This window comes from Candidatus Ichthyocystis hellenicum (assembly GCF_001460935.1).
Classification (GTDB): domain Bacteria; phylum Pseudomonadota; class Gammaproteobacteria; order Burkholderiales; family 2013Ark19i; genus Ichthyocystis; species Ichthyocystis hellenicum.
Genome location: NZ_LN906597.1, coordinates 1,753,015 through 1,778,649 on the forward strand (window position 1 = coordinate 1,753,015; position 25,635 = coordinate 1,778,649).

26 protein-coding genes and 1 other RNA gene are annotated in these 25,635 nt (G+C 39.7%); 9 read left to right on the forward strand and 18 right to left on the reverse strand.

Features of this window, described 5'->3' with window-relative positions; all coding sequences use genetic code 11:
- Positions 1-21: 21 nt before the first annotated feature.
- On the reverse strand, positions 22-462 hold the full coding sequence (locus tag Arg41_RS06705; RefSeq protein WP_092343252.1) for an ExbD/TolR family protein: 441 nt from the start codon (positions 460-462) through the stop codon (positions 22-24).
- 24 nt (positions 463-486) lie between these two features.
- Positions 487-1,104, reverse strand: a complete 618-nt coding sequence (locus tag Arg41_RS06710; protein ID WP_092343251.1) for a MotA/TolQ/ExbB proton channel family protein — start codon at positions 1,102-1,104, stop codon at positions 487-489.
- A gap of 259 nt (positions 1,105-1,363) precedes the next feature.
- Here Arg41_RS06710 and xseA point away from each other — a divergent pair, with 259 nt between their 5' ends.
- Positions 1,364-2,716, forward strand: coding sequence for an exodeoxyribonuclease VII large subunit (gene xseA, locus Arg41_RS06715; protein WP_092490628.1), 1,353 nt, complete (start codon positions 1,364-1,366; stop codon positions 2,714-2,716).
- Here the strand turns inward: xseA and Arg41_RS08205 are convergent.
- From Arg41_RS08205 to Arg41_RS07995, 5 genes are all read right to left on the reverse strand, one after another.
- Positions 2,684-2,866 (reverse strand): hypothetical protein, encoded by a 183-nt coding sequence (locus tag Arg41_RS08205; RefSeq protein WP_172792681.1) that lies wholly within the window; start codon positions 2,864-2,866, stop codon positions 2,684-2,686. The two genes, xseA and Arg41_RS08205, sit on opposite strands and share 33 nt — an antisense overlap.
- A gap of 6 nt (positions 2,867-2,872) precedes the next feature.
- On the reverse strand, positions 2,873-3,397 hold the full coding sequence (locus tag Arg41_RS06720) for a hypothetical protein (protein ID WP_092490629.1): 525 nt from the start codon (positions 3,395-3,397) through the stop codon (positions 2,873-2,875).
- 261 nt (positions 3,398-3,658) lie between these two features.
- Entirely contained in the window at positions 3,659-4,330 is a 672-nt protein-coding gene (locus Arg41_RS06725) for a hypothetical protein (protein ID WP_092490630.1), read from the reverse strand.
- Positions 4,331-4,469: 139 nt separating this feature from the next.
- Positions 4,470-5,099 (reverse strand): hypothetical protein, encoded by a 630-nt coding sequence (locus tag Arg41_RS06730; RefSeq protein ID WP_092490631.1) that lies wholly within the window; start codon positions 5,097-5,099, stop codon positions 4,470-4,472.
- Positions 5,100-5,505: 406 nt separating this feature from the next.
- The gene (locus Arg41_RS07995) at positions 5,506-5,670 is read right to left on the reverse strand and encodes a hypothetical protein (protein ID WP_242641418.1); all 165 of its coding nucleotides are present in this window, start codon (positions 5,668-5,670) and stop codon (positions 5,506-5,508) included.
- Between Arg41_RS07995 and Arg41_RS06735 the strand changes: the two genes are divergently transcribed.
- A complete protein-coding gene (locus Arg41_RS06735) occupies positions 5,664-6,239 on the forward strand; it encodes a hypothetical protein (RefSeq protein ID WP_092490632.1) in 576 nt (191 codons plus the stop codon). The genes Arg41_RS07995 and Arg41_RS06735 overlap by 7 nt on opposite strands.
- Positions 6,240-6,377: 138 nt before the next feature.
- Here the strand turns inward: Arg41_RS06735 and Arg41_RS06740 are convergent, their stop codons facing one another.
- Together Arg41_RS06740 and Arg41_RS06745 are read right to left on the reverse strand one after the other, a co-directional pair.
- Entirely contained in the window at positions 6,378-7,046 is a 669-nt protein-coding gene (locus Arg41_RS06740; RefSeq protein ID WP_092343420.1) for a hypothetical protein, read from the reverse strand.
- A gap of 477 nt (positions 7,047-7,523) precedes the next feature.
- Positions 7,524-8,273 (reverse strand): hypothetical protein, encoded by a 750-nt coding sequence (locus tag Arg41_RS06745; RefSeq protein ID WP_092490633.1) that lies wholly within the window; start codon positions 8,271-8,273, stop codon positions 7,524-7,526.
- A gap of 405 nt (positions 8,274-8,678) precedes the next feature.
- Here Arg41_RS06745 and Arg41_RS06750 point away from each other — a divergent pair, with 405 nt between their 5' ends.
- Positions 8,679-9,266 (forward strand): superoxide dismutase, encoded by a 588-nt coding sequence (locus tag Arg41_RS06750; RefSeq protein WP_092343346.1) that lies wholly within the window; start codon positions 8,679-8,681, stop codon positions 9,264-9,266.
- 121 nt (positions 9,267-9,387) lie between these two features.
- On the opposite strand, the gene Arg41_RS06755 is transcribed toward Arg41_RS06750, so the two are convergent.
- A complete protein-coding gene (locus Arg41_RS06755) occupies positions 9,388-9,909 on the reverse strand; it encodes a hypothetical protein (RefSeq protein WP_092490634.1) in 522 nt (173 codons plus the stop codon).
- A gap of 222 nt (positions 9,910-10,131) precedes the next feature.
- Between Arg41_RS06755 and mutS the strand changes: the two genes are divergently transcribed.
- The 3 genes from mutS (at position 10,132) to Arg41_RS06770 (ending at position 13,492) form a co-directional block, all read left to right on the forward strand.
- The gene (mutS, locus tag Arg41_RS06760) at positions 10,132-12,729 is read left to right on the forward strand and encodes a DNA mismatch repair protein MutS (RefSeq protein ID WP_092490635.1); all 2,598 of its coding nucleotides are present in this window, start codon (positions 10,132-10,134) and stop codon (positions 12,727-12,729) included.
- A gap of 65 nt (positions 12,730-12,794) precedes the next feature.
- Positions 12,795-13,028, forward strand: coding sequence for a hypothetical protein (locus tag Arg41_RS06765; protein ID WP_092486795.1), 234 nt, complete (start codon positions 12,795-12,797; stop codon positions 13,026-13,028).
- A 149-nt stretch (positions 13,029-13,177) separates the two neighbouring features.
- Complete coding sequence (locus Arg41_RS06770; RefSeq protein ID WP_092343350.1) at positions 13,178-13,492, forward strand: hypothetical protein; 315 nt, start codon at positions 13,178-13,180, stop codon at positions 13,490-13,492.
- 67 nt (positions 13,493-13,559) lie between these two features.
- Here Arg41_RS06770 and Arg41_RS06775 read toward each other — a convergent pair whose 3' ends face one another.
- From Arg41_RS06775 to ispF, 7 genes are all read right to left on the reverse strand, one after another.
- Positions 13,560-15,026: a catalase gene (locus Arg41_RS06775; protein ID WP_092486792.1), complete on the reverse strand. Its 1,467-nt coding sequence runs from the start codon at positions 15,024-15,026 to the stop codon at positions 13,560-13,562.
- A 91-nt stretch (positions 15,027-15,117) separates the two neighbouring features.
- The gene (locus Arg41_RS06780) at positions 15,118-15,669 is read right to left on the reverse strand and encodes a YbhB/YbcL family Raf kinase inhibitor-like protein (protein WP_092343351.1); all 552 of its coding nucleotides are present in this window, start codon (positions 15,667-15,669) and stop codon (positions 15,118-15,120) included.
- Between the two features lie 248 nt (positions 15,670-15,917).
- Positions 15,918-16,305: a transfer-messenger RNA gene (ssrA, locus tag Arg41_RS06785) on the reverse strand.
- An 80-nt stretch (positions 16,306-16,385) separates the two neighbouring features.
- Positions 16,386-17,036: an HAD family hydrolase gene (locus Arg41_RS06790; protein ID WP_092343352.1), complete on the reverse strand. Its 651-nt coding sequence runs from the start codon at positions 17,034-17,036 to the stop codon at positions 16,386-16,388.
- Entirely contained in the window at positions 17,033-17,701 is a 669-nt protein-coding gene (ubiG, locus tag Arg41_RS06795) for a bifunctional 2-polyprenyl-6-hydroxyphenol methylase/3-demethylubiquinol 3-O-methyltransferase UbiG (protein WP_092343353.1), read from the reverse strand. Before ubiG ends, Arg41_RS06790 begins: the two co-directional genes overlap by 4 nt.
- 75 nt (positions 17,702-17,776) lie before the next feature.
- Positions 17,777-18,589 (reverse strand): OmpA family protein, encoded by an 813-nt coding sequence (locus tag Arg41_RS06800; RefSeq protein ID WP_092343354.1) that lies wholly within the window; start codon positions 18,587-18,589, stop codon positions 17,777-17,779.
- 70 nt (positions 18,590-18,659) lie between these two features.
- Entirely contained in the window at positions 18,660-19,880 is a 1,221-nt protein-coding gene (gene ispF, locus Arg41_RS06805; RefSeq protein WP_092343355.1) for a 2-C-methyl-D-erythritol 2,4-cyclodiphosphate synthase, read from the reverse strand.
- Between the two features lie 176 nt (positions 19,881-20,056).
- Between ispF and gyrA the strand changes: the two genes are divergently transcribed.
- The 3 genes from gyrA (at position 20,057) to xth (ending at position 24,976) form a co-directional block, all read left to right on the forward strand.
- Positions 20,057-22,615 carry a DNA gyrase subunit A gene (gene gyrA, locus Arg41_RS06810; RefSeq protein ID WP_092343356.1) on the forward strand — a complete coding sequence of 853 codons (2,559 nt, stop codon included), beginning with the start codon at positions 20,057-20,059 and terminating at the stop codon, positions 22,613-22,615.
- Positions 22,616-22,748: 133 nt separating this feature from the next.
- Positions 22,749-24,029, forward strand: a complete 1,281-nt coding sequence (locus Arg41_RS06815; protein WP_092490636.1) for a serine hydrolase — start codon at positions 22,749-22,751, stop codon at positions 24,027-24,029.
- Positions 24,030-24,199: 170 nt separating this feature from the next.
- Entirely contained in the window at positions 24,200-24,976 is a 777-nt protein-coding gene (gene xth, locus Arg41_RS06820; protein WP_157722316.1) for an exodeoxyribonuclease III, read from the forward strand.
- On the opposite strand, the gene Arg41_RS06825 is transcribed toward xth, so the two are convergent.
- Positions 24,973-25,632 (reverse strand): response regulator transcription factor, encoded by a 660-nt coding sequence (locus tag Arg41_RS06825; protein WP_092343359.1) that lies wholly within the window; start codon positions 25,630-25,632, stop codon positions 24,973-24,975. The two genes, xth and Arg41_RS06825, sit on opposite strands and share 4 nt — an antisense overlap.
- Between the last annotated feature and the right edge of the window lie 3 nt (positions 25,633-25,635).

The following is a 25,635-nucleotide window of genomic DNA, read 5'->3' on the forward strand; positions in this document are numbered from 1 at the left end:
TCACGCCCAAAAAAACCTCCACTAGTCTTTGCTGCGCTCAAAAGGATCCCTTACCGTAAATCCTACATGAGCAACATGAATTTTCTCAACGGCCTCCATAACTCCTACAACTGACTGCGTCGGAGCTTGAGCATCAGCATTTATAACCACAATAGCCGATGATGGGGAAACATTCTTCGCGTTCATCATAGACAATAACGAATCAGCCAAGCTACCAACATACTTGGATGAAATATGCCGCGAAGAAACAACATAGTTACCGTTCTTAAGTATAGCAACCTCAAATTCGGACATAGGAACAGCTTGATCTTGCTTGATTGCAGTAGGTAAATTAATGTGATAGTGCGAAAACCTATTGTAAGTAGTTGATAACATAAGAAATATTATAACAACTAACAACAAATCTATCATAGGAACAAGATTAATTTCTAAGTTATCACGGACGCGACGACGAAATAACATCCACCACCTCAATAAATGAAGTAATCACCGATTAGCAGAAGATTCACGTATAGCGTAAAAAAAATTCATGGCTATATGCTCCATATCAGACAAAAAACCATCAACAACTGAACGGAAATAGCGGTAACATATCAACGAAGGTATTGCAACTGCCAATCCCAAAGCAGTGTTGTACAAAGCAACAGAGATACCATGAGCCAAATGAAGCGGATCAGCAGATCCATCTGAAGCATGTGCAGCAAAAATCTCTATCATCCCTATGACGGTACCAAACAAACCCATGAGGGGGGCAATAGACGCAATAGTACCAATAGCATTCAAGAAACGTTCAAGCTGACGGGCAACCAACATAGACTCCACACTGAGCAGCTCCCGAACTTTCTCAGGAGAAGAATCAGCATGCTTCACGATCAAAGATAACACCCTACCAAGCAAAGAGTGAGATGACAAATTACCAAGAGTCTCTTCAGAAAGTGAGTAGGTTTGACGATACTCATTCAACACTTGATCCGAAAGCTCAGCAGGAACAATTCTTGACCTTCGCAAAAATAAAAATCTCTCTACAATAAGAGATAGAGACGCCACGGACAACAACAGCAACAAGTAAATTGGCCAACCACCAGCAACAAGTAAGCGAAACACGGGATTAGTCTTTCAAGGCAGGAACAACTCCTTCATTATGCCAAACATATGACTTTTTAAAAAGAGGCACAAACGTCCACAAAGGCTGTGGATAAGTTTGTGGGCTAGAACTGCATGACATCTCTCAAGAGCCGTTTTTATTCCTTTGTACTTGCTTTGATGAAAATTCAATCAAAAACTAAACATTATCTGTTTCCATACATAAGCAAAAATTCCTATAATGTTCACACCAATAAGAGTTTGAAACGGAAAATACTCAGTGTTACATAATGAAGAAATTCTTACTGTCAGTTCCCTAACTAGACTGCTAAAAAACGTTTTAGAAAATTCATTCAGCACTGTATGCGTAGAAGGAGAAATCTCAAATTGCATACGCGCATCATCTGGACACTTTTACTTCTCGCTAAAAGACAGTCAATCTCAGGTTAGATGTATACTTTGGCGTGGAATAGCTGATTCCATTGCCTCAACACCAAAGAATGGCGATCAGTTCTTAGTATATGGAGCAATAACTGTCTACGAAGCAAGAGGAGATTACCAGATACAAGTCAAGAAAATGATCCCTCGTGGAAACGGGCAACTGTACGCAGTATTCGAAAAACTAAAGAAAAAATTGAAAGAAGAAGGACTATTCGATACCTCTAGAAAAAGGAAGATAGTGAGATACCCGTCATCTGTTGGGATACTGACATCACTAAAAGCAGCAGCACTTAGAGATATCTTGTTCGTCATAAACAAACATAGACCTGACATTGAAGTAGTAATATACCCCGTTCCTGTACAAGGCAAGGGGGCAGGAGATGAAATTGCAAGAATACTCCGCACAGTATACTTAAGAAATGAAGTTGACACGGTACTTATAGCAAGAGGTGGAGGATCAATAGAGGATTTATGGGCATTCAATGAGGAGATAGTAGCACGTACCATAGCCGACTCACCAATTCCAACCATAAGTGGGATTGGACACGAGACGGATTTCACAATATCAGACTTCGTTGCAGACACCAGGGCTGCAACCCCAACTGCCGGAGCCCATCTTCTTGGAGATCGTCTACAAGAAAAAAAGGCACTTGTTTCACTCTACCAAAAAATGCATCAGAAAATAACAAACCTCTGGCACCAAAAGCAGCAAGTACTGGACAGAACGCAAATACACCTGCAGCACCCTCTAACAAAGCTCTTAAGATTGCGCCAACGACTACAATCCCTAAGTCATAGAATGATTACTCAGATCAAAGACAAACTTAACCAAAAAGTAAGGACATATAACCACCTTTTGCAAAATCTGGATAAGTCAATTCCATGCTGCAAAGCTCAAAAACACCTATGCGAAAAATTGCGTTACAAACTTTCGCTGTGCCTAAATCAGTACTTTGAAAAAACTTGTCACAAACTACGCACACTATCCGTATCTCTGTCACATCTAAATCCTCAATCCGTTTTAAGCAGAGGCTACAGCATAACTACGGATGAAAACAATTCCATTATTAGAAACTTTATGGAGGTTAAACCAGATCAAAAAATAAAGGTAACGCTAGGAAACGGATATCTAGAAGCATCAGTAAATAACTCACTCCCGTCACCAAAAGAAACAAACAACACGGAAAAATAAAGTTATCAGACCAAGCAGTGACTTACAACACCACTTCTGGAAAGAATCATCTGCTTCCTCATTGATGCTTCCATAAAATTCTAGCATTAAATAAAAAAACTTCATCAGAAAACTTAACTTCACCTGTAGAAATATAGGAAGAGCAGACATTCAACTCTACGAGGAGCTACCATCAGACATACCAGAAAACAATCTTATTCCTCCCCTACCAGCCCCTTTTTTGATGCGAATGTTACGACGAAGAGCATCATTTCTGACAAAATATTCTTTTTTATCACCAACATCCTCATCAACTTCATCAACCAAAGCGCGGGAAACAAAATCAGTTCCAACAGGTACAGTACGTAATGCTGAGATATCAGAAGAAAATTTGGTGGAAGAGGAATCAATGTGATCAGATTTCTTAGACATACCAACACCACAATTAGACATGGAACAACATGCACTACCCAAAAAATCAGTGCGAGGAAAAACATTGCTAATAGAAAAATTATCGCTAGCATCACCCTTCGTCGCACCCATGGGAACAGCGCATCTTGGTACAAAACCGCCAGCTATGGAAGGAGAATCAACATCTCCGGATACTAACCTCTCCGTACTCCCACTAACCTCCCCCTGAGATTTATTAATTTCACAACAAAACACCCCAGATACACCACCATTGCTATCGACTGGACCCATAATTTGCTCTCTTGCTCTATCTTATATTGTTAATTAATAATTTAGTCAGCTTAATCATCACATTAGCATAATAGCATCCCATGAATTAACAAAAAACAGCTTTCCTTTACTAAAACATATAAATCACATGACATCACCATTTGATAATATACAAAGCATAATAAAACACACAACCACGACGGCATTTCACATGAAACATAAAAAAATACTTCGTAGTTATCTTATATCAGTATCAACAGGAAAAATTCAATTTAAATTTAATTAACCATTTTCATGGTCAGAAATACTTTTATCGTTTGCCCCTTCCATAAACCTAACCCTACTCTTAATCTCTGCTTTTAAGAATTTATCCTCAGGACGCCTCAATATCCCACCTTCAAGTCGAGAAGAACCATCATAATCAGGTGCCCCAACCATTATAATTTTTAATCCTCTATACCCCAACCTTTTGCTACGAATAGCACGACGAGTAGTATCATTTCTTACAAAATATTTTTCTTCATCATCAATACCTTCCACTATATCAACATAGTCACTGGAAACAGATTCAATCCTAGGAGAAAAATTACTATCTGCATTTCCCCTCACTGTATTAATTACAGTGATACCGCATCTAGGTACAGAGCGATCAGCTCTAGCAGAAGAATCACTGGATCCAGAGCTCAATCTTTGTGTACTCTCACCACTATCTTCCTGCGATTTACTAACTTCAGAAGGAAATGCACCACCTGTAGAAAAATTACTACCCGCATTGCCCCTCATTTTATTAATTATAGTAATACCGCACCTAGGTACAGAGCGACCAGCTCTAGCAGTAGAATCACTAGATCCAGAGCTCAATCTTTGTGTACTCTTACCACTATCTTCCTGCGATTTACTAACTTCAGAAGGAAATACACCATGCACACTACCATTACTATCAATTGGGCCCATAATTTTCTCTCTCTTATTATTATATTAATTAAAAATTCAGTTGGGTTAATCGCCATATTTATTATTAAGATATAAAAAATCACTACGAAAAAATAATTTTCATTTATCATATGTAAATAGCATCAGGATGATGACCTACTTAATTATCTACATCATCGGCAATGCCTTCATTATTTTCATCATTAATAAATCTAACCTTCTTGGGAGATGATCTTCTAGATTCATCACCGAGGTGCTTCAATATCCCACCTTCAAGTGGAGAAGACCCATCATAATCAGGTGCCCCTACCATTACAACTTTACCATTATCTCTCTTAACACGTACTCCCACCCTTCGCCCCTCAAAATTAGAGTTACCCCTGAAAATAGGGCTAGATTCACCCGCGGGAACAGAAACTAAGTAATCATTAGATATTCTTCGAACAGCATCTCCAGTCTCACCCTCCAATTGTTTAGATACAACTATACTCTTCAACTCAGCCACAGATCTAGATGCAGTCACATCATTTTGTTTAACTCTAACTATCCTCAACATGCTGGCGCCACTACCATCCAGCATAGGTGAAGAAGAACCAGCACCTCTTCTTGGCATAGGTTGTGGAGCAGATGACGCACCTCTTGGCATGGGCTGCGGAGAATAAATATCAGAAGTAGATACTACAAACTCTAATGGGCCACGATTTTCTACTTCTTCATCATTATCTGATTTGCTAACCTTATCTGGAAGTGCTGCTTCTGAAACACCACCACTACTGTTAACTGACCCCATATAACTCCCCTATTATTTGTATTTAAGTTTCATAATTCATAATATCAATGAACGAAGGCTAATATTTTATTACCCATTAGCTAAAGACAAATCACAGTTGGTCACTATCAGATTACAAACCATTAATAATTATTTATCATAAAGTAAAGTATTGGCAACATAATAATAAGCTTATGTTGCCTTCATAAAAGTAGTAACAAACCTTGGTTCCTACTTCGCTAGCTCACTAGAACAGCCGCTAGAGCATTAGACCAGCGCTTAAACCCATAACTATATCCAGAGTAAAACGCAGATTGAGCCACCACTTTTGATAGATGGTTTCACATACATACTTAACACTAGTTAACTACAAAAAAGAAAACAATATACTCTTTGATCGTCATTCAATACCTCTATCCCCCCTGAATCAAACCCCCCTCTCAAATCCATCTTCCACATGAGCAATATCAACTCTTGTCATTGGTTGCAGGGAAGAAGAAGTATAATACCTCTTGCATAAGCTATATAGAAGAAACAGTAATCCTCTTAACATTGCTTGAGGAGAAGAAGAACTAGCATCTTCTATTGGCATTGGTTGTAGGAAACAACTACCTGTACTTCTTGGCATTGGTTGTGGGGTTAAAACTACCTGTACTTCTTGGCATCGGTTGTGGGGTAAAACTAGCAGTTCTTCTTGGCATTGGTTGTGGGGTAAAACTAGTAGTTCTTCTTGGCATTGGTTGTGGGGTAAAACTAGTAGTTCTTCTTGGCATCGGTTGTGGGGTAAAACTAGTAGTACTTCTTGGCATCGGTTGTGGGGTAAAACTAGCAGTTCTTCTTGGCATTGGTTGTGGGGTAAAACTAGTAGTACTTCTTGGCATTGGTTGTGGGGTAAAACTACCTGTACTTCTTGGCATTGGTTGTGGTCGAAAACTAGTAGTTTTTCTTGGCATTGGTTGTGGTCGTGTAAAAGAACAATCAGAAGCATGCACCACAGACCCTAAGGTACTAGTACAATCTCCTGAGCCGTCTGTACTTTTTTCTCCTAGTTTGCCACCCTCATCTAGAAGTGCCTCTCTCGAAAAACCATCACTACTGTTAACTGCCACCATAACACCCCCTATTTATTTGTACTTAAGTTTATCGATTCATAATCAATAAACGACGGCTAATATCTTATTACCCATTGGATAAAAACAGATCACAATTGGTCACTAACGGGATCACGAGTTCATCACTAGCAAATTACAAACTATTAGTAACCATTTGTTATAAATTGCCGCCCACATCATAAAAAGCCTATACCGCTTTTCTAAAAGGAGGAACAAACCTTAGCTCCTCCTTAGCTCCTGCATTAAACCCGCGTTTAAATCCATACCTATAGCCAGAGTAAAACGCAGCCTGAGGAGATCTCCTTTTGATAGACGATTTAACATCCTTAATACTCATTACTTCCAAAGAAGGAGATAATCTACTCTCCAATCCTCCTTCTATACCTAATCTAAACCCTGAACCAAAACCACGCTCAAACCCCTCTTCCATAAAAATTTTATATTTTTCAAATCCACCAAACTTAAAGTTTCCCTTGCGAGATATATTTCTCAGTTTTGAACGAGCTACAATAAGATCACTAAAAATTCTCTCCCGAGAAACATGCACTGTATTAATAGAATAATCTTGACTCTCTCCATACGATGCAGAGCTCGGACTCTGACCTCTTCCTTTAACACAACCAACAAGTGAACCCAATTTCTGGGTAATTTTTCTCTTTTTACGACCAGAAACATCAACAGAATCCCAAACACCCAAAATTTGTGCTCTAGATTTTCTTTTTCTATTGGTATCAATGAAAAGCCCACTACCTCCTTCTGCAGCTATTCTTATTCTATTTACATCCGAAGAAAATGCAGACGATTGTTCTACCTTAATAGATGAGCTACTCATGCCTCCCTGAACTGGCCCTGGCATAATAGGACTCCTTATTATTTTTATCACAACCACTTGATCATTTTATAATTTAGTAACTTTATAATAAGATGCAACACACTATGTATGGCAGCCTACACAACCATCGTTAACAACGGCCATACAAATGTATTGATAAATTCTAAGCCAATAACTAAGATGAGAATAAACAACAAAAATTAATCATAAGAAAAATATCTGAATCACAATGCCATAGCATTCCCACACACCACGCACAGTATGAATCTCTTCACAATTACTACGAAAACCGATCCTCTAAAATCAACCAAATCAATTAATCACATTACGAAAAGGCAGGCAACAGCGGCAATCATCAGAAAGAAAATACCTACGCAAAAACAGAGTGGAGATTAGTGCCGCAAACGTCTCCACACACACATATATTTGATTACAAAACACCCTAAGCACTCATAAAACGGTAAAAACAGCTCTGTAAAATTAAAACACCCAACAACTTTCTCACTTACGTTTAAACAAACCAGACACACCACCCTTAAGGGCTCCCTTAACAGCTGATTTGGTAAGTTCTGAGGATCCCTTTTTAGCACCAGACGCAAGTGCCCCAGAAATGCCCTTCTTGGGTGCTTTAATAACTACTTCCTTAGCAAACGCAATAGCAGCTCCTTTGGCACCCGATTTTGCACCCTTAAGAGCTCCTTTCTTGGCACCAGCGGCAAACTTCGACGATATCCCGGGAGAAGATCCTTTTTTAGATTTAGATTTTCCTTTTCCCTTCCTGAGATCAACACCTTTCACAGCCGAATTCCAAAGACCCTCAGCAGAGGCCGTAAGGCCGCTTCCAATGCCAGCATTAATACCTTCACCCAATGAACCCTTTAAAATAGCAGCTTTGACTGCACTCTTAGCAGCAGCCTTAGCACCTTTGGCTGCACTTCCCTTAACAGCAGCACCGAGACCATGAGCCTGCCAAGCCATTTCTTCCTTTAACTCAGCAGCACCGCTTTTAGCACGAGACACTGCCCCTTCAAAACTCTCCAGAAGTCTAGTTGCAGCAGATGGTACAGGTGCCCGAATAATCCCAGACGATGTCGGCGAACTACCCCCAGACCCAACGGGACTGGATGATCGGGAAGAACCAGCATCAGAAGAAGCCAAGGAAAATCTCCCCAATTTGGGGGAAGAATCGGGGGAATTAGATTTTGTAGTTGAGAAAATATCTGAAAGTCTGCTCCCTGGTTGTACATTCATACCAGCACCTTATTATTTTTATTATTAAATTTCTACTCTTCATTTTCGTTACGGAGCTAAAAACACACACAAAAACTAACAAAAGTAAAACTAAAGTAGAAAAAATATAAATGTTAAAATAAAAACATCACATAAGGATGCGATTGTAATATAAACAGCTAGTTATAACAAATAATAAAAATCATTATCAAAAAATAATCTGATAGATATCTCCTATGTTTTTTCAATAAAAATTAAGTAATAAAAAAACAATATCAATTTGAGTATAGCATCATCAAAAGTAGGATAAATTTATGAGAGAATTCAACTCAAATATGAAAAACCATCTAAATACGAAAATTACTTGATATAATGTAGTACCGAGTGAGGATTTTGTCATTAAATTGGCATGGAAAGGACCTATAGATGAAGCACGAATTGCCACCATTACCTTATGCCTATGATGAACTAGAACCATTTATATCTAAGGAAACACTAATAACTCATCATGATAAACATCATGCTGGATATGTTAATAACCTCAATAAACTTATTGTTGGAACAGAATTTGAGGACTCAACGCTAGAAGATATCATTTGCAAATCCAATGGCGTAATATTTAACAATGCGGCTCAGGTCTGGAATCATAATTTCTACTTTGAGTGCCTACGCAAACCATTGGAGGATAACAGTCCTTCTGGTGATCTAGCAACAGCAATTGAAAAGCGTTGGTCATCATTTGACAACTTTAGAAAGGAATTTACAGCATTCTCTGCAGCTCTATTCGGATCAGCATGGGCATGGCTGGTTTTAACACCAGACAATACCTTGGAAATGCTTGGAACCAGCAACGCAAGCACGCCTCTGTCTACGGACTCTAAGGCCCTGTTATCTTGCGACGTTTGGGAACACGCTTATTACATAGACCATAAGAACGTTAGAGCTGAGTATCTGGAGTCATTCTGGTCGATTGTAAATTGGGACTTTGTTGCAAAAAATTTCGCTGCCAACTAAAAACAACCACCTGATCACTGAAGGAAGACTTAATTAGAGTCCTTCCTTCAGAATCGGAAAATATCCAAGTCAGAATGTGACCAAATTTGATACCGGCTTCAGGTAGGTAAGGTAGGAGGTTTTATTCATCAGGCATGTTGTTGTTCCAAATCATGATCGCTTCAAGCACGTCCCGTTCTTCGGGAGAAATAACGACGTTACCAGTTTCAGCTAGCAAATAGGCATCTAAGTCACTATCATATTCGTTGACATAAGATGATGAAACACAATTCTTGCTGACATCTGGTTTGAAAGTGATAGTTTCACCATCCAAAACAACATTATCACCTGACGCTACACTAACGATACCACTGGTTTTAAGTATATCACTGTCAACAACAATACTTTTGTTATCTCCGTGCCCAGAAGTTAGTGTCGGATCAACCCTATTAAATTTACCTTCCGCCCTATCGCCATGAATATAGTAATCAGAACCTGACTGTGCATCATCTCCTAAAAACCTCGGGCAAGAATTGCTATCCATAGCAACCACACTATCTTCCCCGAAAGACAAAGGAGCGGCTTTAAATCCATTAACTTGATTATCAGTACCACTAACATCACTACCACCAACACCACCTCTGCGAAGCGGAATCGGATTCATATAACCCCCAACTATTTTTGCCAATAAGAAACGTAGACAGTTACAAATTCAATTTTTTCCCACACTACATAAATACAATAACTAGACCTTTAGTGATAGAAAATAGAAAATAGACCCTATCGAGCAATGAATAAGTTGTAACATACTTGACATACAAAGCAATTCTTTACTTTAATTAAGAATGATGGCATTGTTAAACTCCTCCCAGTATTGATATAAGCTATGACCACTACCACCGATAGTGTTGTTCTTTCTCCATCCATGCAACATTACATGGACCTAAAAAAAAGTTACCCTGACGCATTCTTGATGTACCGAATAGGGGATTTTTATGAATTTTTCTTCGATGATGCGGTGCGATGCTCTGCAATACTTGGGATAACCTTAACCTCTAGATCACGCATACCCATGGCGGGAATACCATCTCATCAGCTAGAGCAGTATCTAGCAAAATTAGTAAGAACTGGAAACAAGGTAGCTATTTGCGATCAAGTAGGACAAAGAAAGGTTAAGGGAAAAGTAATAACTGATCGAGAAATAACTCAGGTAGTTACACCTGGAACAATTACAGACAACCAACTTCTTGAAGCCAAATCCAATTGCTGCCTACTAGCCATTCATAAGATAAATAATAAGTTAGGTTTAGCTTGGCTATCTCTTACTCAAGGGGTTATACATGTACTTGAAATAAAATCAGAAAATATTTTTGATTACTTAAATACAATACGTCCAGCTGAAATAATCTTGTCTGAGTATGCCGACATTGAAATTGATCCGACACAGTATGTAATAACAAGAGTGGATGACTGGTCGTTTGATTCTGAACACGGATATGACCGTCTATGCCAACACTTCTCACTGCAGTCGCTTGATTGTTTTGACATTGGTAGACGTGACATTATCACAGGATCAGCATATTCACTGCTGTGCTACATGATGAAAACTCAGAAAAAAATAGGACAGCACGTTAACACAATTGTACGAGAAAATACAGATAGATACATCTTACTTGATGAAAAAACCAGGATGCACTTAGAAATAACGCATAGTTTAAATGGAAAAAGTAACCATACCCTATTTTGGTTATTTGATAACTGTGTAACTTCTTCTGGGAGCAGATGGATAAAAAATGCACTGCAACATCCAGTACGAGATCAGTCGGTAGCATCTTCTCGTCATGACGCTATTGAATGGCTATTACAAACTAACTTAGCTCAACAAAAACATTATGAAACCGTTCAGAATTTATTGAAAAACACGGCAGACATAGAGCGAATAGCAGCAAGACTGGCTTTAAAAACGGCCCGTCCAAAAGAAATCGCCTCTTTGCGACAAACTGTCCGTGAACTTCCTAAAGTATTTGGTCATATTCGTAATTCTGAACCAATCCCCAGAATAATAGAGGAAATGCTCCCCCATTTTCTACTTTCTGATAATTTCGTCCACATCCTGGAAAACACTATTGCTGAAGAACCGTCTGCATTTGTTAGAGAGGGTGGAGTTATAAGAGATGGATACAACGAAGAGTTAGATCACTATAGAAATCTAAATAAAAATACACAATTGTATATTCATAAATTGCGTGACCAGGAACGAGAAAGAACACAGATACCATCGCTGAAGATTGAGTACAATCGACTTTATGGCTACTACATAGAAGTTACGCCTTCGCACTTAAATAAAGTACCATCCGATTATCAAAGAAAGCAGTCACTTAAAAATGCAGAAAGATTTACAACGGAAGAGTTGATAAACCTTGAACGTGAAACAGCATTAGCTCAAACTAAGTCACTGGAAAAAGAACGAGAAATATTCGACAATTTCCTTGATTCTTGCCAAAACTTTATCAAAGAGCTACAGATGTGTGCTCAATCTCTGTCATCGCTTGACGGTCTTTGCTCTTTTGCATACGTAGCACATCACCACAAATACACTCGCCCTGAATTTTGTTCATCCACTCATCTAGAAGCTGTAGAAGCAAGACACCCCATAATAGAACAGCACGTTGATCAATTTATTCCTAATGACATTAATTTGTCTTTGGACAGGAAGTTTTTAATGATCACTGGTCCAAACATGGGGGGAAAATCGACTTATATGCGTCAGACTGCCATATTAGTTTTACTGTCTTACTGTGGCAGCTTCGTACCAGTAAAATCAGCTAAAATTGGAGCTATCGACCGCATAATGACCCGCATTGGTGCATCTGATAACCTTTCTAGCGGGCAATCTACATTCATGGTCGAAATGTCTGAAATGGCAAGAATTCTAAGACAGGCCACACCAAACAGCTTGCTATTGATAGACGAAATCGGACGTGGAACATCTACATACGACGGACTATCACTAGCACAAGCTATAATGAAGCATTTAATTGAGATCAACAAATCTCTATGTTTGTTTTCAACACATTACTTTGAACTAACACATGCGATAATAGAGTATCAACAAGCTGTTAACATTCACTTATGTGTAGAAGAAACGCCAGACAAAATTGTGTTTTTGCATACAGTACAAGACGGTGTTTCTCAAAAGAGTTACGGTATACACGTTGCCTCTTTAGCTGGAATTCCAGGTAAAACAGTATGCTATGCTCAGAAATTACTTAAGGAACGAGAAAAAAATTACAGCATTACGCTGAAAAGTGACGTCAGCTCAGACATGAAAGACAGCACAAGCGTAAACGATAAAATTATCTCTAAAATTCACAGTGATATCATAGGAAAGATATTGGATATATCAATAGATGATTTGACACCTAGAGAAGCTTTGGAGTTATTGGCAACTTGGAAAAATGACGTTAGTAAATCTTTACTATGATTAGCTATTTTTACTATTTATTTCAAATTAATCACCGCGTAGATATCGCCAGGGACACGTCACCCATGAAACAAATTACATCAGAAAAATTTTGGGCATGCGTTTTTCTAATTGTATGTGCATTTTTCGTAGGAATATCTTGCTCTCCGGAGAAAACAGTGGAGGGAACTGTTACCACCCCTACAGGAACTATCGGACCTGTAACTGGAGGATCAGATAGCGGCTTAATGCCTTCTCCCGTTGATCCATCCAGCCTAATTATCGGACCCAGCGGTTCGGGAATGTCGTGCACTGACTGAAAAGACGTAAACTATTACCACATAGCAAATAATTTTCGATCTTTACATTTCCTCTACCAGGTTATACTATTAGCCCTCTTTAGTTTGGGTATTAATTGAACACGAGCGCAGATATTTTGTGTTCGTCCGTATAGAGGGGAGTGTTTGTAATGAAGAAAGCCTTTGGAGTGGTTGTTTTGTCTGCTGTGATTATCACACTTGCTGGATGTGATTGGATGGATGATTCTTCCTCTACTTCCTCGTCACCCAGTCAGTCTATTGCCACAACATCGCCTTCAGTTGATGAAAAACCAGATGATATGCAAAAAGCCAAGGAAGAATCAGCTAGCGTCAACCCAAGTTCTGAAAACGACAAGGCTCCTGCTGAAACTCTCAGAAAAGGAAAAAAGACTAAACCAGCCGCTAAAAAACAATCCCACGATGGCGAAAACACCACATCAGGCGCAAAAAATTCCGTCCGGTAAATCATAATTGGCCGCATCTTCCAAGAGGAGGAGCTGGTTTACTGACTTCTCCTCTCGGTCTTATTTTCTAAAATGCAATTTTCAGCAATTCAAGAGATGCCCTAACCATACTACCGTAGTCACTGTGGGCACGGTCGAAGTGTGCGAGTTGTCTACATATAATCTCGGCCGGAACACCTTTCATAGACTCCGCAATGTTGGTTGCTAGGCGCTTTTTCTCATCGGGACTCATTATTGAGAATAATTTACCTGGTTGTTCATAGTTATCACAACCGTCAGCACCATCAAAAGAATCAGCATCCCCAGAAATTTTTAATGGGGGCTCACGAAACTCTGGATCAGCCACTGGACCATTAAAGCTATTTGGTTCGTAGTACGCATCCTTATAAGGCGCATTATCAAAGAAACACATCTGACCGTCACGATTATAGGTATGAACTGGACAACGAGGACGATTCACAGGAATCATGTTGTAGTGAGTACCCAAGCGATGACGATGAGCATCAGGATAACTGAACAAACGTGCCTGTAGTACTTTATCAGGAGAAAATCCAATACCAGGAACAACACTGGAAGGAGAAAAAGCAGCATTCTCAATTTCAGAGAAGTAGTTATCGGGATTACGATTCAATTCTAAAGTACCGACCTCAACAAGTGGATAGTCCTTGTGGTACCAAACTCTAGTCAAATCGAATGGATTAAATTTAACTTTCTCAGCTTCCTTTTCATCCATAATCTGAACATACATCGTCCACTTAGGAAACTCACCATTTTCGATAGAATAGTAAAGATCCTCCTGATAGCTCTCACGAGAACGACCAATAACTTCAGAAGCTTCAGAGTTAGTGAAAAACTTATGTCCCTGGTTTGTCTTAAAGTGTATTTTTATCCAATAACGCTCACCTTTTTCATTCCAAAAAGAAAAAGTGTGAGAACCATAACCATTCATAAACCGAGGGCTTTGTGGCAATCCACGATCTGAAAATAATATTGTAACCTGATGCAAACTCTCAGGGGAAGCAGACCAATAATCCCACATTGCAGTAGGAGACCGAAGATTGGTCTTAGGATGACGTTTCTGAGTATGAATAAAATCAGGAAATTTAAGCGGATCACGGATAAAAAATACAGGAGTATTGTTACCCACCATATCCCAATTTCCCTGATTTGTATAGAATTTCAAAGCAAACCCACGAACATCACGCTCAGCATCTGCTGCACCTAACTCCCCAGCAACAGTTGAGAATCGAGCCAAAACATACGTCTTACGACCTACTTCTTTCAAAAAATCAGCACAAGTATAGGAGGTAACATCTTTAGTTACAGTAAAAGTACCATAAGCTCCCCAACCCTTAGCATGAACAATACGCTCTGCAATACGCTCCCTGTTTTGGTGAGCCAACTTTTCCTGCAAATGCCAATCTTGAATAAGAACAGGACCCCTAGGTCCTGCGGTAACTGAATTAGAATTGTCCGCAACTGGAGAACCAGTTGTAGTCGTCATAACCAACTTTCTATCACCATCCTGTGCCATAAAAACCACCAATCAATACAAAAAAATACGACATTATACAAACATGAACAACTAGGATACACAAAACAAATAGACCTGCAACATGGAAATCTTAACGCCTGTAGAACGGAACTAACTCCGCTTTACCTATGGAGTTGGAAACAAGAGAAAATCCAGCCATAGCAGCAGTAGAGTCTTTCTTAATTGGGAGTTTAGAAACTTTAAGCGCCCAAACAGTAAAGATGTAACGGTGTCTTTTTTCACCGGATGGGGGACAAGGACCACCAAAGTTCTTTAATCCATAATCATTACGAATCTCGAACGAACCTTTAGGTAACTTCCCTAAAGAAGAAGCACCTGTATCCACATTATGAACAGAAGGCGGAATATCTACCAACAACCAGTGCCACCAACCACTAATGGTAGGAGCATCAGGATCATAGACGGTAATAGCAAAACTTTTGGTACCAACGGGCTCGTAAGACCATGATAGCTGGGGAGACAAATTACCACCATGACACCCAAAACGATTAAAAACCTGCTTAATATTCATAATTTTATTAGTAGCCATATCTGCACTATGGAGACTAAACCTTGATGCCAAAACATTTTGGGAAAAAAACATCGAGCAAAACAAAACCGCAGACAAGACCCTAGCCATCATACCGTATGCTCCTTTTAACAATAACAGTCGAGAAAAGCAATTTTAAGAACTTAAGCAACAATAATAGATAAGTACACATTTCAAAAAAACAACAGAGGTAAACCACTATTACTGTAATTATTATCAAACCCTCTACAAATGCAACAAATTGACAAAAACCGGACAAGGTAGTTCCACAAACAAAACCACACAAAAACTATATTGCACGATCAAGTAGAAAAATCCAAGAGATAAACACGAAAAGAAGTTGGTGGAGACGGGCGGAATCGAACCGCCGTCCGCAAGCACTTTACAGCAAGATCTACATGCTTAGCAACGCCGTTAAGGTCACATGCCCAGCACCGGCGCGCAAACGCTGGAACACGCTATCTGCTAAATTGTCGGGAAGAGCCGCCACAGATTCAGCCCACCTTATCGCACTAATATGACACTGCTGTGCATGTTTCCACACACCCACCCCATGCGCAAAGCGGTGCAGCGGAAGGAACACCGGTTATTAAGCGGCAAGTTCCTCACTAATACTAAAGGTTTCATCGTTGGCAGTTATATTTGCCTTCCGGCTGTATTTACGTGGATAACCGGCCCACGACATGCCCTCAACTGCTCTGCAACCCACGTCGAAACCAGGTCGTCCCCCAAAAAGAACAAGTACAGACTACATTGTACCATAATCACAACTTCACATTCAATTTACTAAAACTATATAAATCTCATCGCTATTTAAAAAGAAAATCGCTAAGCTCTTTGGCCGATGACACTAAATTAGAAACTGCCCTTTCCAACAACACATCTCTTTGGTACCCCCACAAAACACCCAAAAACTCCATATTACAAGCACTAGCAGCTTCATAATCACACAAACCATCACCAATATATATGCACTTAGAAGGATCACTATTCAAAATATCTGCTGCCTTAAGCAAAGAATCCGGAGATGGTTTAGGATGCAAAACATCGTCCCCACAGACAACACATGGGCAATTCAAATTTATGTGATCCAATAAAGGAATAGTCAAACTACGCCATTTTCCAGTAACAATACCCCATGGAACAACCAGTCCTTCAATATTAGCGATAATACCCCTTATGCCTGGAAAAAAATCGCTCTGCCCGTGATCCACATCGGTATAGAACGACAGAAATCTATTCTTAATATCCTTAAACTCACTATCTTTTTGGGAAATACCCAAAAATCTCTCCAGGATTTTGTTAACTCCCTGACCAGTATAGGAGAGAAAATCCTCCTGAGTCACAGTATCAATACCTCTATCTTCACAAAGCTTATTCAAAGCAGCACGTAAATCAGATGTTGTATCTACTAGCGTCCCATCAAGATCAAAAAGAATAGCATCCCAACCTAGTTTCATTTTTGAGCAACCATAAAGTAATTGACATCTACCGATGAAGATAAAGAAGCAGAATGAGTCATAGGATTATAATGTAACCCCTTTACATTCCTTACTAACAGACCATATTCCTCCAACCACACAGATAATTCACTCGGTTTTATAAAACAAGACCAATCATGAGTTCCGCGAGTTATTATACTTAAGATATACTCTGCAATCACGATAGTTAAGAAATACGATTTAGCAGTACGGTTTATGGTAGACAATATTATATACCCACCTTCTTTGAGCAATTTAATGCACTGACCAATAAAAACACGAGGTGAGCTGACATGCTCTATAACTTCCATACAAACTATACAGTCGAAACTATCCTTATGTGTCTCCAGGAGGTCGTCCACAGTTGCGTGCTTGTAGTCTATTGCCAAAAGCTCAGATGCAGCATGAAGCTTAGCAACATCTATTAAAGAAGAAGACCTATCAACACCAATAACCTCAGCTCCTGACCTGACCAAGCTTTCAGATAAAATTCCACCGCCGCACCCAATATCCAGAACTAATTTCCCCTGTAAAGAAATAATCGAATTGATAAATGCCATTCGAACAGGATTAATATGATGAAGAACCTTCATAGGTCCCTGATCATCCCACCATACGGAACTAAGATCATCAAAAACATCCATCAAGACTACCTCAAAAACAAAAAAGCCCCCCTAAATTTTTTAGAAGAGCTTTTTATCAAAACCAAAAAATATTTACTAATTGCCTTTGATGTGGGCAGAATCTTTTGTGCGGTGATTATCTATAAAACTATTACGGTTGATAGATTTAGGATCTACAGAAGTAACACCTATGATCTCTACCTGAACACGACGATTGCGTGACCTACCATCCTCTGTCATGTTAGTAGCTACAGGATCAGACTTAGATTTTCCTTCCGCATATATACTAGAATGATCAATTCCCTTTTTAATCAAATATTTACGCACAGCATTAGCACGATCACGGGATAACTTAGTATTAAGAGCATCAGAACCACGAGAATCTGTGTATCCGGTAACGACCACAACCTCAATTTTCACTTGCTTCAAAAAATCAACCAAACCATCCAAAACTCTATGACTAGAGCCACGTATCATCGAAGATGAGGTATCAAAGAAGGTACTAGCAGACAAGGTAAGCTTGTGGTCAATAACACGCTCCTGGGACCTACTAGGCGGAACAACTGGTTTTTTGTAAATTACCTTAGCCTCAGCAGCCGGCTCATCATGAGTAGACATTGCAGTAGATTCAGATTTCTTGAAGTACTCAGGATCACAGTCCGGAGTACGCCCAAGAGGGGACCAAGAAGAGGCACGAACACAATTGGAACCAGCATCACGCACAGGACGAGAAGCGCCATCACGCACATAAGCACCATCCTGGGATCCAGTAAGGGCCAACGCCCCGAAAGAAGAAAAAATCAAAAACAGCAGAGAACCCAGAGCAAACGCCGTAGAATACGTTAACTTCACTCTCATCATCGCAAAACTCCAAAAAGGTACAAAAAAACCGCCCCACGATTGTTTCATGAAAGACGCCGCATTGACAAATTAACTTGCATTATGACCTATAATATGTTGTTTCAGAGACAAAATAATACTAACACTGCCACAAAGAAACCACCACCTGAGCTACTATACCCTCTTTTCTACCCAACGCACCCATGGATTCGGCGGTCTTGCATTTTATTCCTATACACGATTGATCAATACCCAAAGCCTTAGAAATATTGTCCTTCATACCTTCAACAAAAGGTGAAAAACGTGGCTCTTCTGCAATAATAGTTGCATCAATATTGATGACTCTGTACGGAAAAATTACATCGCGATACAAAATCGTAAGAAGTTGCAGTGAATTCGCATCCTTATAACTATCATCAGTTTGCGGAAAATAATGACCTATGTCAGCTTTACCACACCCACCCAATAGGGCATCCATCAATGCATGCAACAAAACATCGGCATCAGAATGCCCAATTAAGCCACGAGGATAAGGTATACAAACACCTCCTACTACCAACGGCAATCCCTCAGATAAGCGATGGGAATCGTAACCATAACCAACACGAATAAGTGGCTTTTGGTACAGGGGGTGAAACCAAAGATGTAACTTAACTGCTTCTAAATCGTGGCTATAGGTAACCTTTATGTTATGAGGCGCGATAATTACTGGATAAATTAATTCGCTCCCATGCAGAAACTCAACTGCAGAAACCTCATCACATGCATCTGGAACAGCAGATAGTGATTCAACAAGAGTAGTATAGCGAAAAATCTGCGGAGTCTGGGCACGATAAATACGGTCATTGGACACTGATCTGTTGAGTCCACCACCATCACTAAATTCCTTCAGTGAATCAACTTCAGGAGAAGCCAAAAAGGCACCCATAATACCTTGGTTTAACAGGGCCTTTGTTAAAGATTGGCAATCATCAAACATCAATGCCGGACGTGCAGCATCGTGAACAGCTACCCAATCATCACTATCTGCGCAATTAGAGATGATACGCAACCCACATTGAACACTTTCTGCCCTAGTATTACCTCCCTTACACAAAAACAATGGCACAGAACCGGTGTACGATCTCCAAAATTCAATTTCTCTCTCGCACTCCCCATCCTCAGGCAAAACTAGTACAATACCCTCGGTGCTCAAAAATCGAGATATGGTATACAGAGAGTATGCAGTCATTGGATGTCCGCCAACAAGCTGATATTGTTTAGATTTCATACTCTGCCCTTTGGGCAGATCTTGGCAAAATCTGCTTCCAGTACCAGCAGCAACAACAATGGACCATAATTTCAATGCTTGTTTAAACATACATACCCATTTTCTCGTCTGAACAATTAACTTATGATATAAATTAATCGAACTTGTAGTTTAGCCAAATTGGTGTAAGAGATAAAATTCATCACTTGTGGGTTAATTAGATAATCGGGCAACTACACGCAAAGTGTAAGTGGCGTAACGTTAAACTTCTAAAAGTGTCTATCATCATGAAACCTTTTGCACAAGAAACGATATCAGTCAGCCTCGAGGAAGAGATGAAATCGTCGTACATGGATTACGCCATGAGCGTCATCGTGGGACGTGCTCTTCCAGACGTCAGGGACGGCCTAAAACCAGTTCACAGAAGAATAATGTATGCCATGAACCAACTAAACAACGTGTGGAATAAACCTCACAAAAAGTCTGCTCGCATAGTTGGTGATGTTATAGGTAAGTACCACCCTCACGGCGATTCGGCAGTATATGACACGATAGTAAGAATGGCACAAAAGTTCTCCTTGCGTTACACACTGATAGACGGACAAGGAAACTTCGGTTCTGTAGATGGAGACAACGCCGCGGCAATGCGTTACACGGAAATACGCATATCTCGTATCGGTCAAGAACTCATGACTGATATCGACAGTCAAACAGTAGACTTCGGCCCAAACTATGACAACTCCGAGGTTGAACCACTAGTACTACCAGCTCGAATCCCCAATTTGTTGGTTAACGGATCGTCAGGAATAGCTGTTGGCATGGCTACTAACATCCCACCACACCAAATTTCTGAAGTTATAAATGCTTGCCTATCCTATCTTGACAATCCTGAAATATCGATAAATGACCTCATTAAAATAATGCCGGCTCCGGATTTTCCAACGGGTGGAATCATATACGGCACTCAGGGTGTCCATGACGGATACCGTACTGGAAGAGGCAGAGTAATCATCAGAGCCAAAGTTCATTTCGAAGATTTAGAAAAAGGCAATAGAAACTCCATAATAATCGATGAACTTCCTTATCAAGTAAATAAAAAGAATTTGTTGGAAAAAATTGCTGACCTGGTTAACAACAAAAAGCTGGAAGGAATTTCAGACATAAGGGACGAATCTGATCGCGATGGTATGCGCGTTGTTCTGGAATTAAAGAGAGGAGAGAACCCAGAAATTGTAACTAACAACTTGTATCGTCTGACATCTCTACAATACTCTTTTGGAATGAACTTCGTTGCCCTAGTCAAGGGAAAACCGCAGGTACTGAACCTAAAATACATAATTCAGTACTTTATAGAACATCGTCGCGAAGTAGTAACTCGCCGCACCATATTTGATCTAAAAAAAGCCCGTGAGCGTGGTCACTTGCTTGAAGGATTAGCTGTTGCTCTATCAAACATAAACGAGATCATTGCACTTATAAAATCGTCTTCATCTCGTCAAGAAGCCCATGAAGCGTTAATGAAAAAGTCGTGGCCATCGTCACTGATTGAAAAGATGCTTGGTAAAATAGATGAGAAATTGATACGGCCAGAGGAGCTACGCAACAGCTATGGAATAAGAAAAGATGGATATTTGCTTTCTGACCCACAAGCAAAAGCCATATTGGACATGCAACTCTCCAAACTCACATCGTTGGAACAAGATAAAATTTTCAGAGATTACAAGAATATAGTAGACACAATTTGCGATCTACTTGATGTCCTAGATAAACCTGAGCGTGTAAATCAGATCATTAAGGATGAGCTCTGTAGTACCAAAAAAGAGTTCGGTGATAAGCGCATGTCCCAAATAGTCACAACGACACAAGATTTTTGTGCTGAGGATCTTATTCCAGCGCAGGATATGATGATTACATTATCTCATGCTGGATACATAAAAGCTCAACCTCTATCCGACTATCGCTCACAAAAGAGGGGCGGAAAAGGCAAGATTGCCGCAAAAACCAGGGAACAGGACTTCATAGAGCATGTATTTACTTCAAACACCCATGATTACATTCTATGCTTCTCGACCCGAGGACGTTGCTACTGGGTAAAGGTGCACGAAGTTCCACAGGGAAGTAGAGTATCCAGAGGTAGACCAATAGTTAACATATTTCAACTCCAAGAAGGGGAAAAAATAACCGCTATTTTATCTGTCAAAGAATTTACTGAGGATAATTTCGTATTCATGGCTACCTCCATGGGAACGGTCAAGAAGACATCGCTATCAGAATTTAATAGTCCACGTCGATCTGGATTAATTGCCATCAACCTTGACGACGGGGATCACTTGATTGGGGTCGCAATTACTGAGGGTAACTCAGACGTTATGCTATTCTCAGACGTTGGTAAGGCAGTAAGATTTTCTGAGCAAGATGTACGAAAAATGGGACGAGCAGCTCGTGGAGTAAGGGGAATAACTCTTGGAACAGATCAAAAAGTTATTACCATGCTGGTTACGGAAAGGGAAGAAAACATAGCTGTTCTTGCTGCAACGGAAAACGGTTTTGGTAAGAGAACTTTAATTGAAGAATACCCAAGGCACGGTCGTGGAACTAAAGGCGTTATCGCCATACAACAATCCAAGCGCAACGGAAGGGTTGTGTCGGCAGCCCTCGTATCACCTGGAGATGAAGTTATGCTTATTACTCTCTCCGGAGTGCTAATACGTCTGTGTGTAAACGGAATTCGTGAGGTTGGTCGTTCAGCCCAAGGAGTAAACTTAATTAATTTGTCTGGAAAAGATACTTTAGTTAAAGTCCAAAAAATTGTAGAATCCGAGGACGATAGCTCGGATGAGGAATGATTCCCTAACGTAATGGTTGTGTAAATTCTTGTGTAACACTTTCGATAAGAAAATCATGATTTTGATGGGATGGTGTTTTTGGTTAGTAACCTGCATCTGTTCCAATTACGTAGCCCCTAACAGCTAACATAACATGTGGCGGAGAGAGCCAATGGCACTAGATTATATTCCGATGAACAATGTCCTAAAAAAAAGATCAGAAATAACCTACCCAGAGGAAGATCTGTCTTATATTGATCGGGCTATGGAAGTATCGATAAATCAAGGATTAACTGGGGCAGTTTTGTTGTTAATGTTAGATGGGGAGATAATTTTTAAAAAGGCGTATGGTTATAAAAATATCTGGAATCGATACAACAAAATACCATCACCTGAACCTGCAACTGTAGACACAATATATGATTTGGCTTCATTAACAAAAATATACGCAACTATGCAAGGCTGCATGAAACTATTTGACGATAATCAGTTAGACCTTGACGAGAAAGTTAGCCATTACATTCCTGAGTTTAGCGGTGGCAAAAAAAATGATGTTACTGTAAGAATGCTACTACAGCACCGGTCCGGATTGCCTGCGAACTATCACTTTTATTGCCCCAACCAATCAGGGGATCTATTCAGTCAAGATCGTGAAACATCAATGTCACTCTTACCCTTGGTACCATTAATTAATCACCCAGACAAAACTACTTTATACAGTGATATTGGACCTTACATACTAGGATTGATAATCGAACGTGTAACTCAAACCAGGGAAGATTTGTTTGTAGAGAATGAACTTTACAATAAATTATCTCTTGAGAGAACTGGCTACTTACTTAAGCAAAAGCTTAACTTACCGAATAATTATTTCGCTGCAACAGAACCTTGCGGAAATACGCGTGATGGATCGATTTCATTTCCCAACATACGTACTGATACCATACAAGGAGAGGTACAAGACGAAACATCGTTTTATTCCTTCGATGGTATTAGTGGTAGTGCTGGACTCTTTTCTTGCGTGGAAGACTTGGCAATAATATCGCAGATGATGTTGAATGGCGGCCAATACGGTAACTTTAGATGGTGCTCTGACAAAACTATCTCTCACTTTATGGATAATAAAAGCGCTGACGAAAAATTTTCATTGCTATGGCGCAGAACAAAGCCATACGAAATGATGACTGGAATTATTCCCAAGCCACACGCCGTATGCCACACTGGTTGGCTAGGAACTTTTACCTTGATTGATAAAAAGCACAACTCAGCCATGATATATCTTAGTAATAAGAAAAACAGCAGGTTGTTGCAACATCCCAATATTTTTTATGGAGACTGTGCCATAACCAGCACTTATGGAATAATAGCTGACATGTTTTATAGGGGATTAATTAAGATGGGAAAGGTAAAGTCTCCCAAAGCAAACGTTGAATGAAACATAAATAACAGTACAAACAAAGAAATATTGTGGGACAGTTGTGTCTTTAAAAATTATCCTACCACCATTTTAAACGAGTAATATCTTTTTAGCCTTTGTAAAAATGATGACCATTATCAACAAAAGGGTTAGCATAGCGGAATTAGCTAAAATTAGGCATGTTTCCTATGAGTACATTGAAGATTGCAACCTGGAATTTAAACTCCCTTAATGTTCGTCTCCAACACCTACTAAAATGGATAGATAAACATAATCCTGACTTTATTGGATTGCAGGAACTTAAGATGCAACATGATAATTTCCCAATAGATATATTCAACAAAGAAGGATACAACTGCTACTGGATGGGACAAAAAACTTTTAATGGTGTAGCAATACTCAGTAAACATTCAATTTTATCTGAGCATAACTTACTGCCAGAGCTTAACGAGGAACAGAAGCGTGCTATTGGTATAGAAACTACTCATGGGTATTTTATTAATTTGTACTGTCCAAACGGCAAGGAAAAATCATCTACATCGTTTGAATATAAGATGATGTGGTACAAACAACTGTCGCAATATTTGCGCAAAATAATATCATCTAAAAAAATGTGCATAGTATGTGGTGACTTCAACATTGCACCAACTGAAATGGACATTTATGACCATACTCTATTTGAGAATACTATTTTATGCACTCCAGAAGAGAAATCTTGTTTTCAAGATATCATTGACATAGGATTTATTGACGCTTTTAGGGAAATAAACCCTGAAGAAATACGATATTCATGGTGGGATTACAGAGGTGGATCATTCAGAAAAAACAAAGGCGCACGCATAGACCTCATCCTTATAGATAAAAAACACAGAAACCACATCACCAAGTGCTACATAGACGCAGAACCTCGCAAAGAGGACAGGCCATCTGACCACACCCCCGTTATCATGGAACTATGTACCTAAATACCACTTCCGCCGCTAGGGATATTATTGTTCTTTTTTACATTCTGACCCAATACAATTCTAACTGCCTCAGCAACGCTGCGGGCACCCAATTTACTCATAACATGAGAACGATGAGCCTCAACTGTCTTTATGCTTATACCTAACTGGTCGGCAATTTGCTTGTTTAACCTACCAGCTACAACACAGTCGAGAACCTCACGCTCCCGCGGGGTTAATTGATCCAGCAAACGCACACTCTTAGCCCTAAAACCAATTTCCTCCCAACTAGACATAGCACGTTCAATTGAACGATCAATCAAGCCGAAAAGATCGGTATCCTTGAAAGGTTTTTCTATGAAATCCACAGCTCCCCGCTTCATGGTCTTCACAGCCATCTGAACATCACCATGACCGGTAACAAAAATTATTGGCAAAGGAAAATCTTCTGGTTTAGAACGAGATAGCAAAACCTCCTGCAACTCAAGGCCACTCATACCTGGCATACGAACATCCAACAACAAACAACCCGGTTTCAAAGAGTCATAACTTTCCAAGAATGAGTCCGCAGAAGAATAGCAAGAAACAGCATAACCTGCACCCTCAAGGGTCCAAGAGAAGGAATCACGAACAGCTTCATCATCATCTACAACGAAAACGGTCACATCATTACGCATATC

Excerpts from the sequence above, each read along its gene's own strand:
- Arg41_RS06705 (WP_092343252.1), bottom strand. The coding sequence starts at position 462 with ATGTTATTTCGTCGTCGCGTCCGTGATAACTTAGAAATTAATCTTGTT.
- Arg41_RS08205 (WP_172792681.1), bottom strand. The coding sequence starts at position 2,866 with ATGTCTGCTCTTCCTATATTTCTACAGGTGAAGTTAAGTTTTCTGATG.
- Arg41_RS06720 (WP_092490629.1), bottom strand. The coding sequence starts at position 3,397 with ATGGGTCCAGTCGATAGCAATGGTGGTGTATCTGGGGTGTTTTGTTGT.
- Arg41_RS06725 (WP_092490630.1), bottom strand. The coding sequence starts at position 4,330 with ATGGGCCCAATTGATAGTAATGGTAGTGTGCATGGTGTATTTCCTTCT.
- Arg41_RS06730 (WP_092490631.1), bottom strand. The coding sequence starts at position 5,099 with ATGGGGTCAGTTAACAGTAGTGGTGGTGTTTCAGAAGCAGCACTTCCA.
- Arg41_RS07995 (WP_242641418.1), bottom strand. The coding sequence starts at position 5,670 with ATGCCAATAGAAGATGCTAGTTCTTCTTCTCCTCAAGCAATGTTAAGA.
- Arg41_RS06740 (WP_092343420.1), bottom strand. The coding sequence starts at position 7,046 with ATGCCAGGGCCAGTTCAGGGAGGCATGAGTAGCTCATCTATTAAGGTA.
- Arg41_RS06745 (WP_092490633.1), bottom strand. The coding sequence starts at position 8,273 with ATGAATGTACAACCAGGGAGCAGACTTTCAGATATTTTCTCAACTACA.
- Arg41_RS06750 (WP_092343346.1), top strand. The coding sequence starts at position 8,679 with ATGAAGCACGAATTGCCACCATTACCTTATGCCTATGATGAACTAGAA.
- Arg41_RS06755 (WP_092490634.1), bottom strand. The coding sequence starts at position 9,909 with ATGAATCCGATTCCGCTTCGCAGAGGTGGTGTTGGTGGTAGTGATGTT.
- mutS (WP_092490635.1), top strand. The coding sequence starts at position 10,132 with ATGACCACTACCACCGATAGTGTTGTTCTTTCTCCATCCATGCAACAT.
- Arg41_RS06765 (WP_092486795.1), top strand. The coding sequence starts at position 12,795 with ATGAAACAAATTACATCAGAAAAATTTTGGGCATGCGTTTTTCTAATT.
- Arg41_RS06770 (WP_092343350.1), top strand. The coding sequence starts at position 13,178 with ATGAAGAAAGCCTTTGGAGTGGTTGTTTTGTCTGCTGTGATTATCACA.
- Arg41_RS06775 (WP_092486792.1), bottom strand. The coding sequence starts at position 15,026 with ATGGCACAGGATGGTGATAGAAAGTTGGTTATGACGACTACAACTGGT.
- Arg41_RS06780 (WP_092343351.1), bottom strand. The coding sequence starts at position 15,669 with ATGATGGCTAGGGTCTTGTCTGCGGTTTTGTTTTGCTCGATGTTTTTT.
- Arg41_RS06790 (WP_092343352.1), bottom strand. The coding sequence starts at position 17,036 with ATGAAACTAGGTTGGGATGCTATTCTTTTTGATCTTGATGGGACGCTA.
- ubiG (WP_092343353.1), bottom strand. The coding sequence starts at position 17,701 with ATGGATGTTTTTGATGATCTTAGTTCCGTATGGTGGGATGATCAGGGA.
- Arg41_RS06800 (WP_092343354.1), bottom strand. The coding sequence starts at position 18,589 with ATGAAACAATCGTGGGGCGGTTTTTTTGTACCTTTTTGGAGTTTTGCG.
- ispF (WP_092343355.1), bottom strand. The coding sequence starts at position 19,880 with ATGTTTAAACAAGCATTGAAATTATGGTCCATTGTTGTTGCTGCTGGT.
- gyrA (WP_092343356.1), top strand. The coding sequence starts at position 20,057 with ATGAAACCTTTTGCACAAGAAACGATATCAGTCAGCCTCGAGGAAGAG.
- Arg41_RS06815 (WP_092490636.1), top strand. The coding sequence starts at position 22,749 with ATGTGGCGGAGAGAGCCAATGGCACTAGATTATATTCCGATGAACAAT.
- xth (WP_157722316.1), top strand. The coding sequence starts at position 24,200 with ATGAGTACATTGAAGATTGCAACCTGGAATTTAAACTCCCTTAATGTT.
- Arg41_RS06825 (WP_092343359.1), bottom strand. The coding sequence starts at position 25,632 with ATGCGTAATGATGTGACCGTTTTCGTTGTAGATGATGATGAAGCTGTT.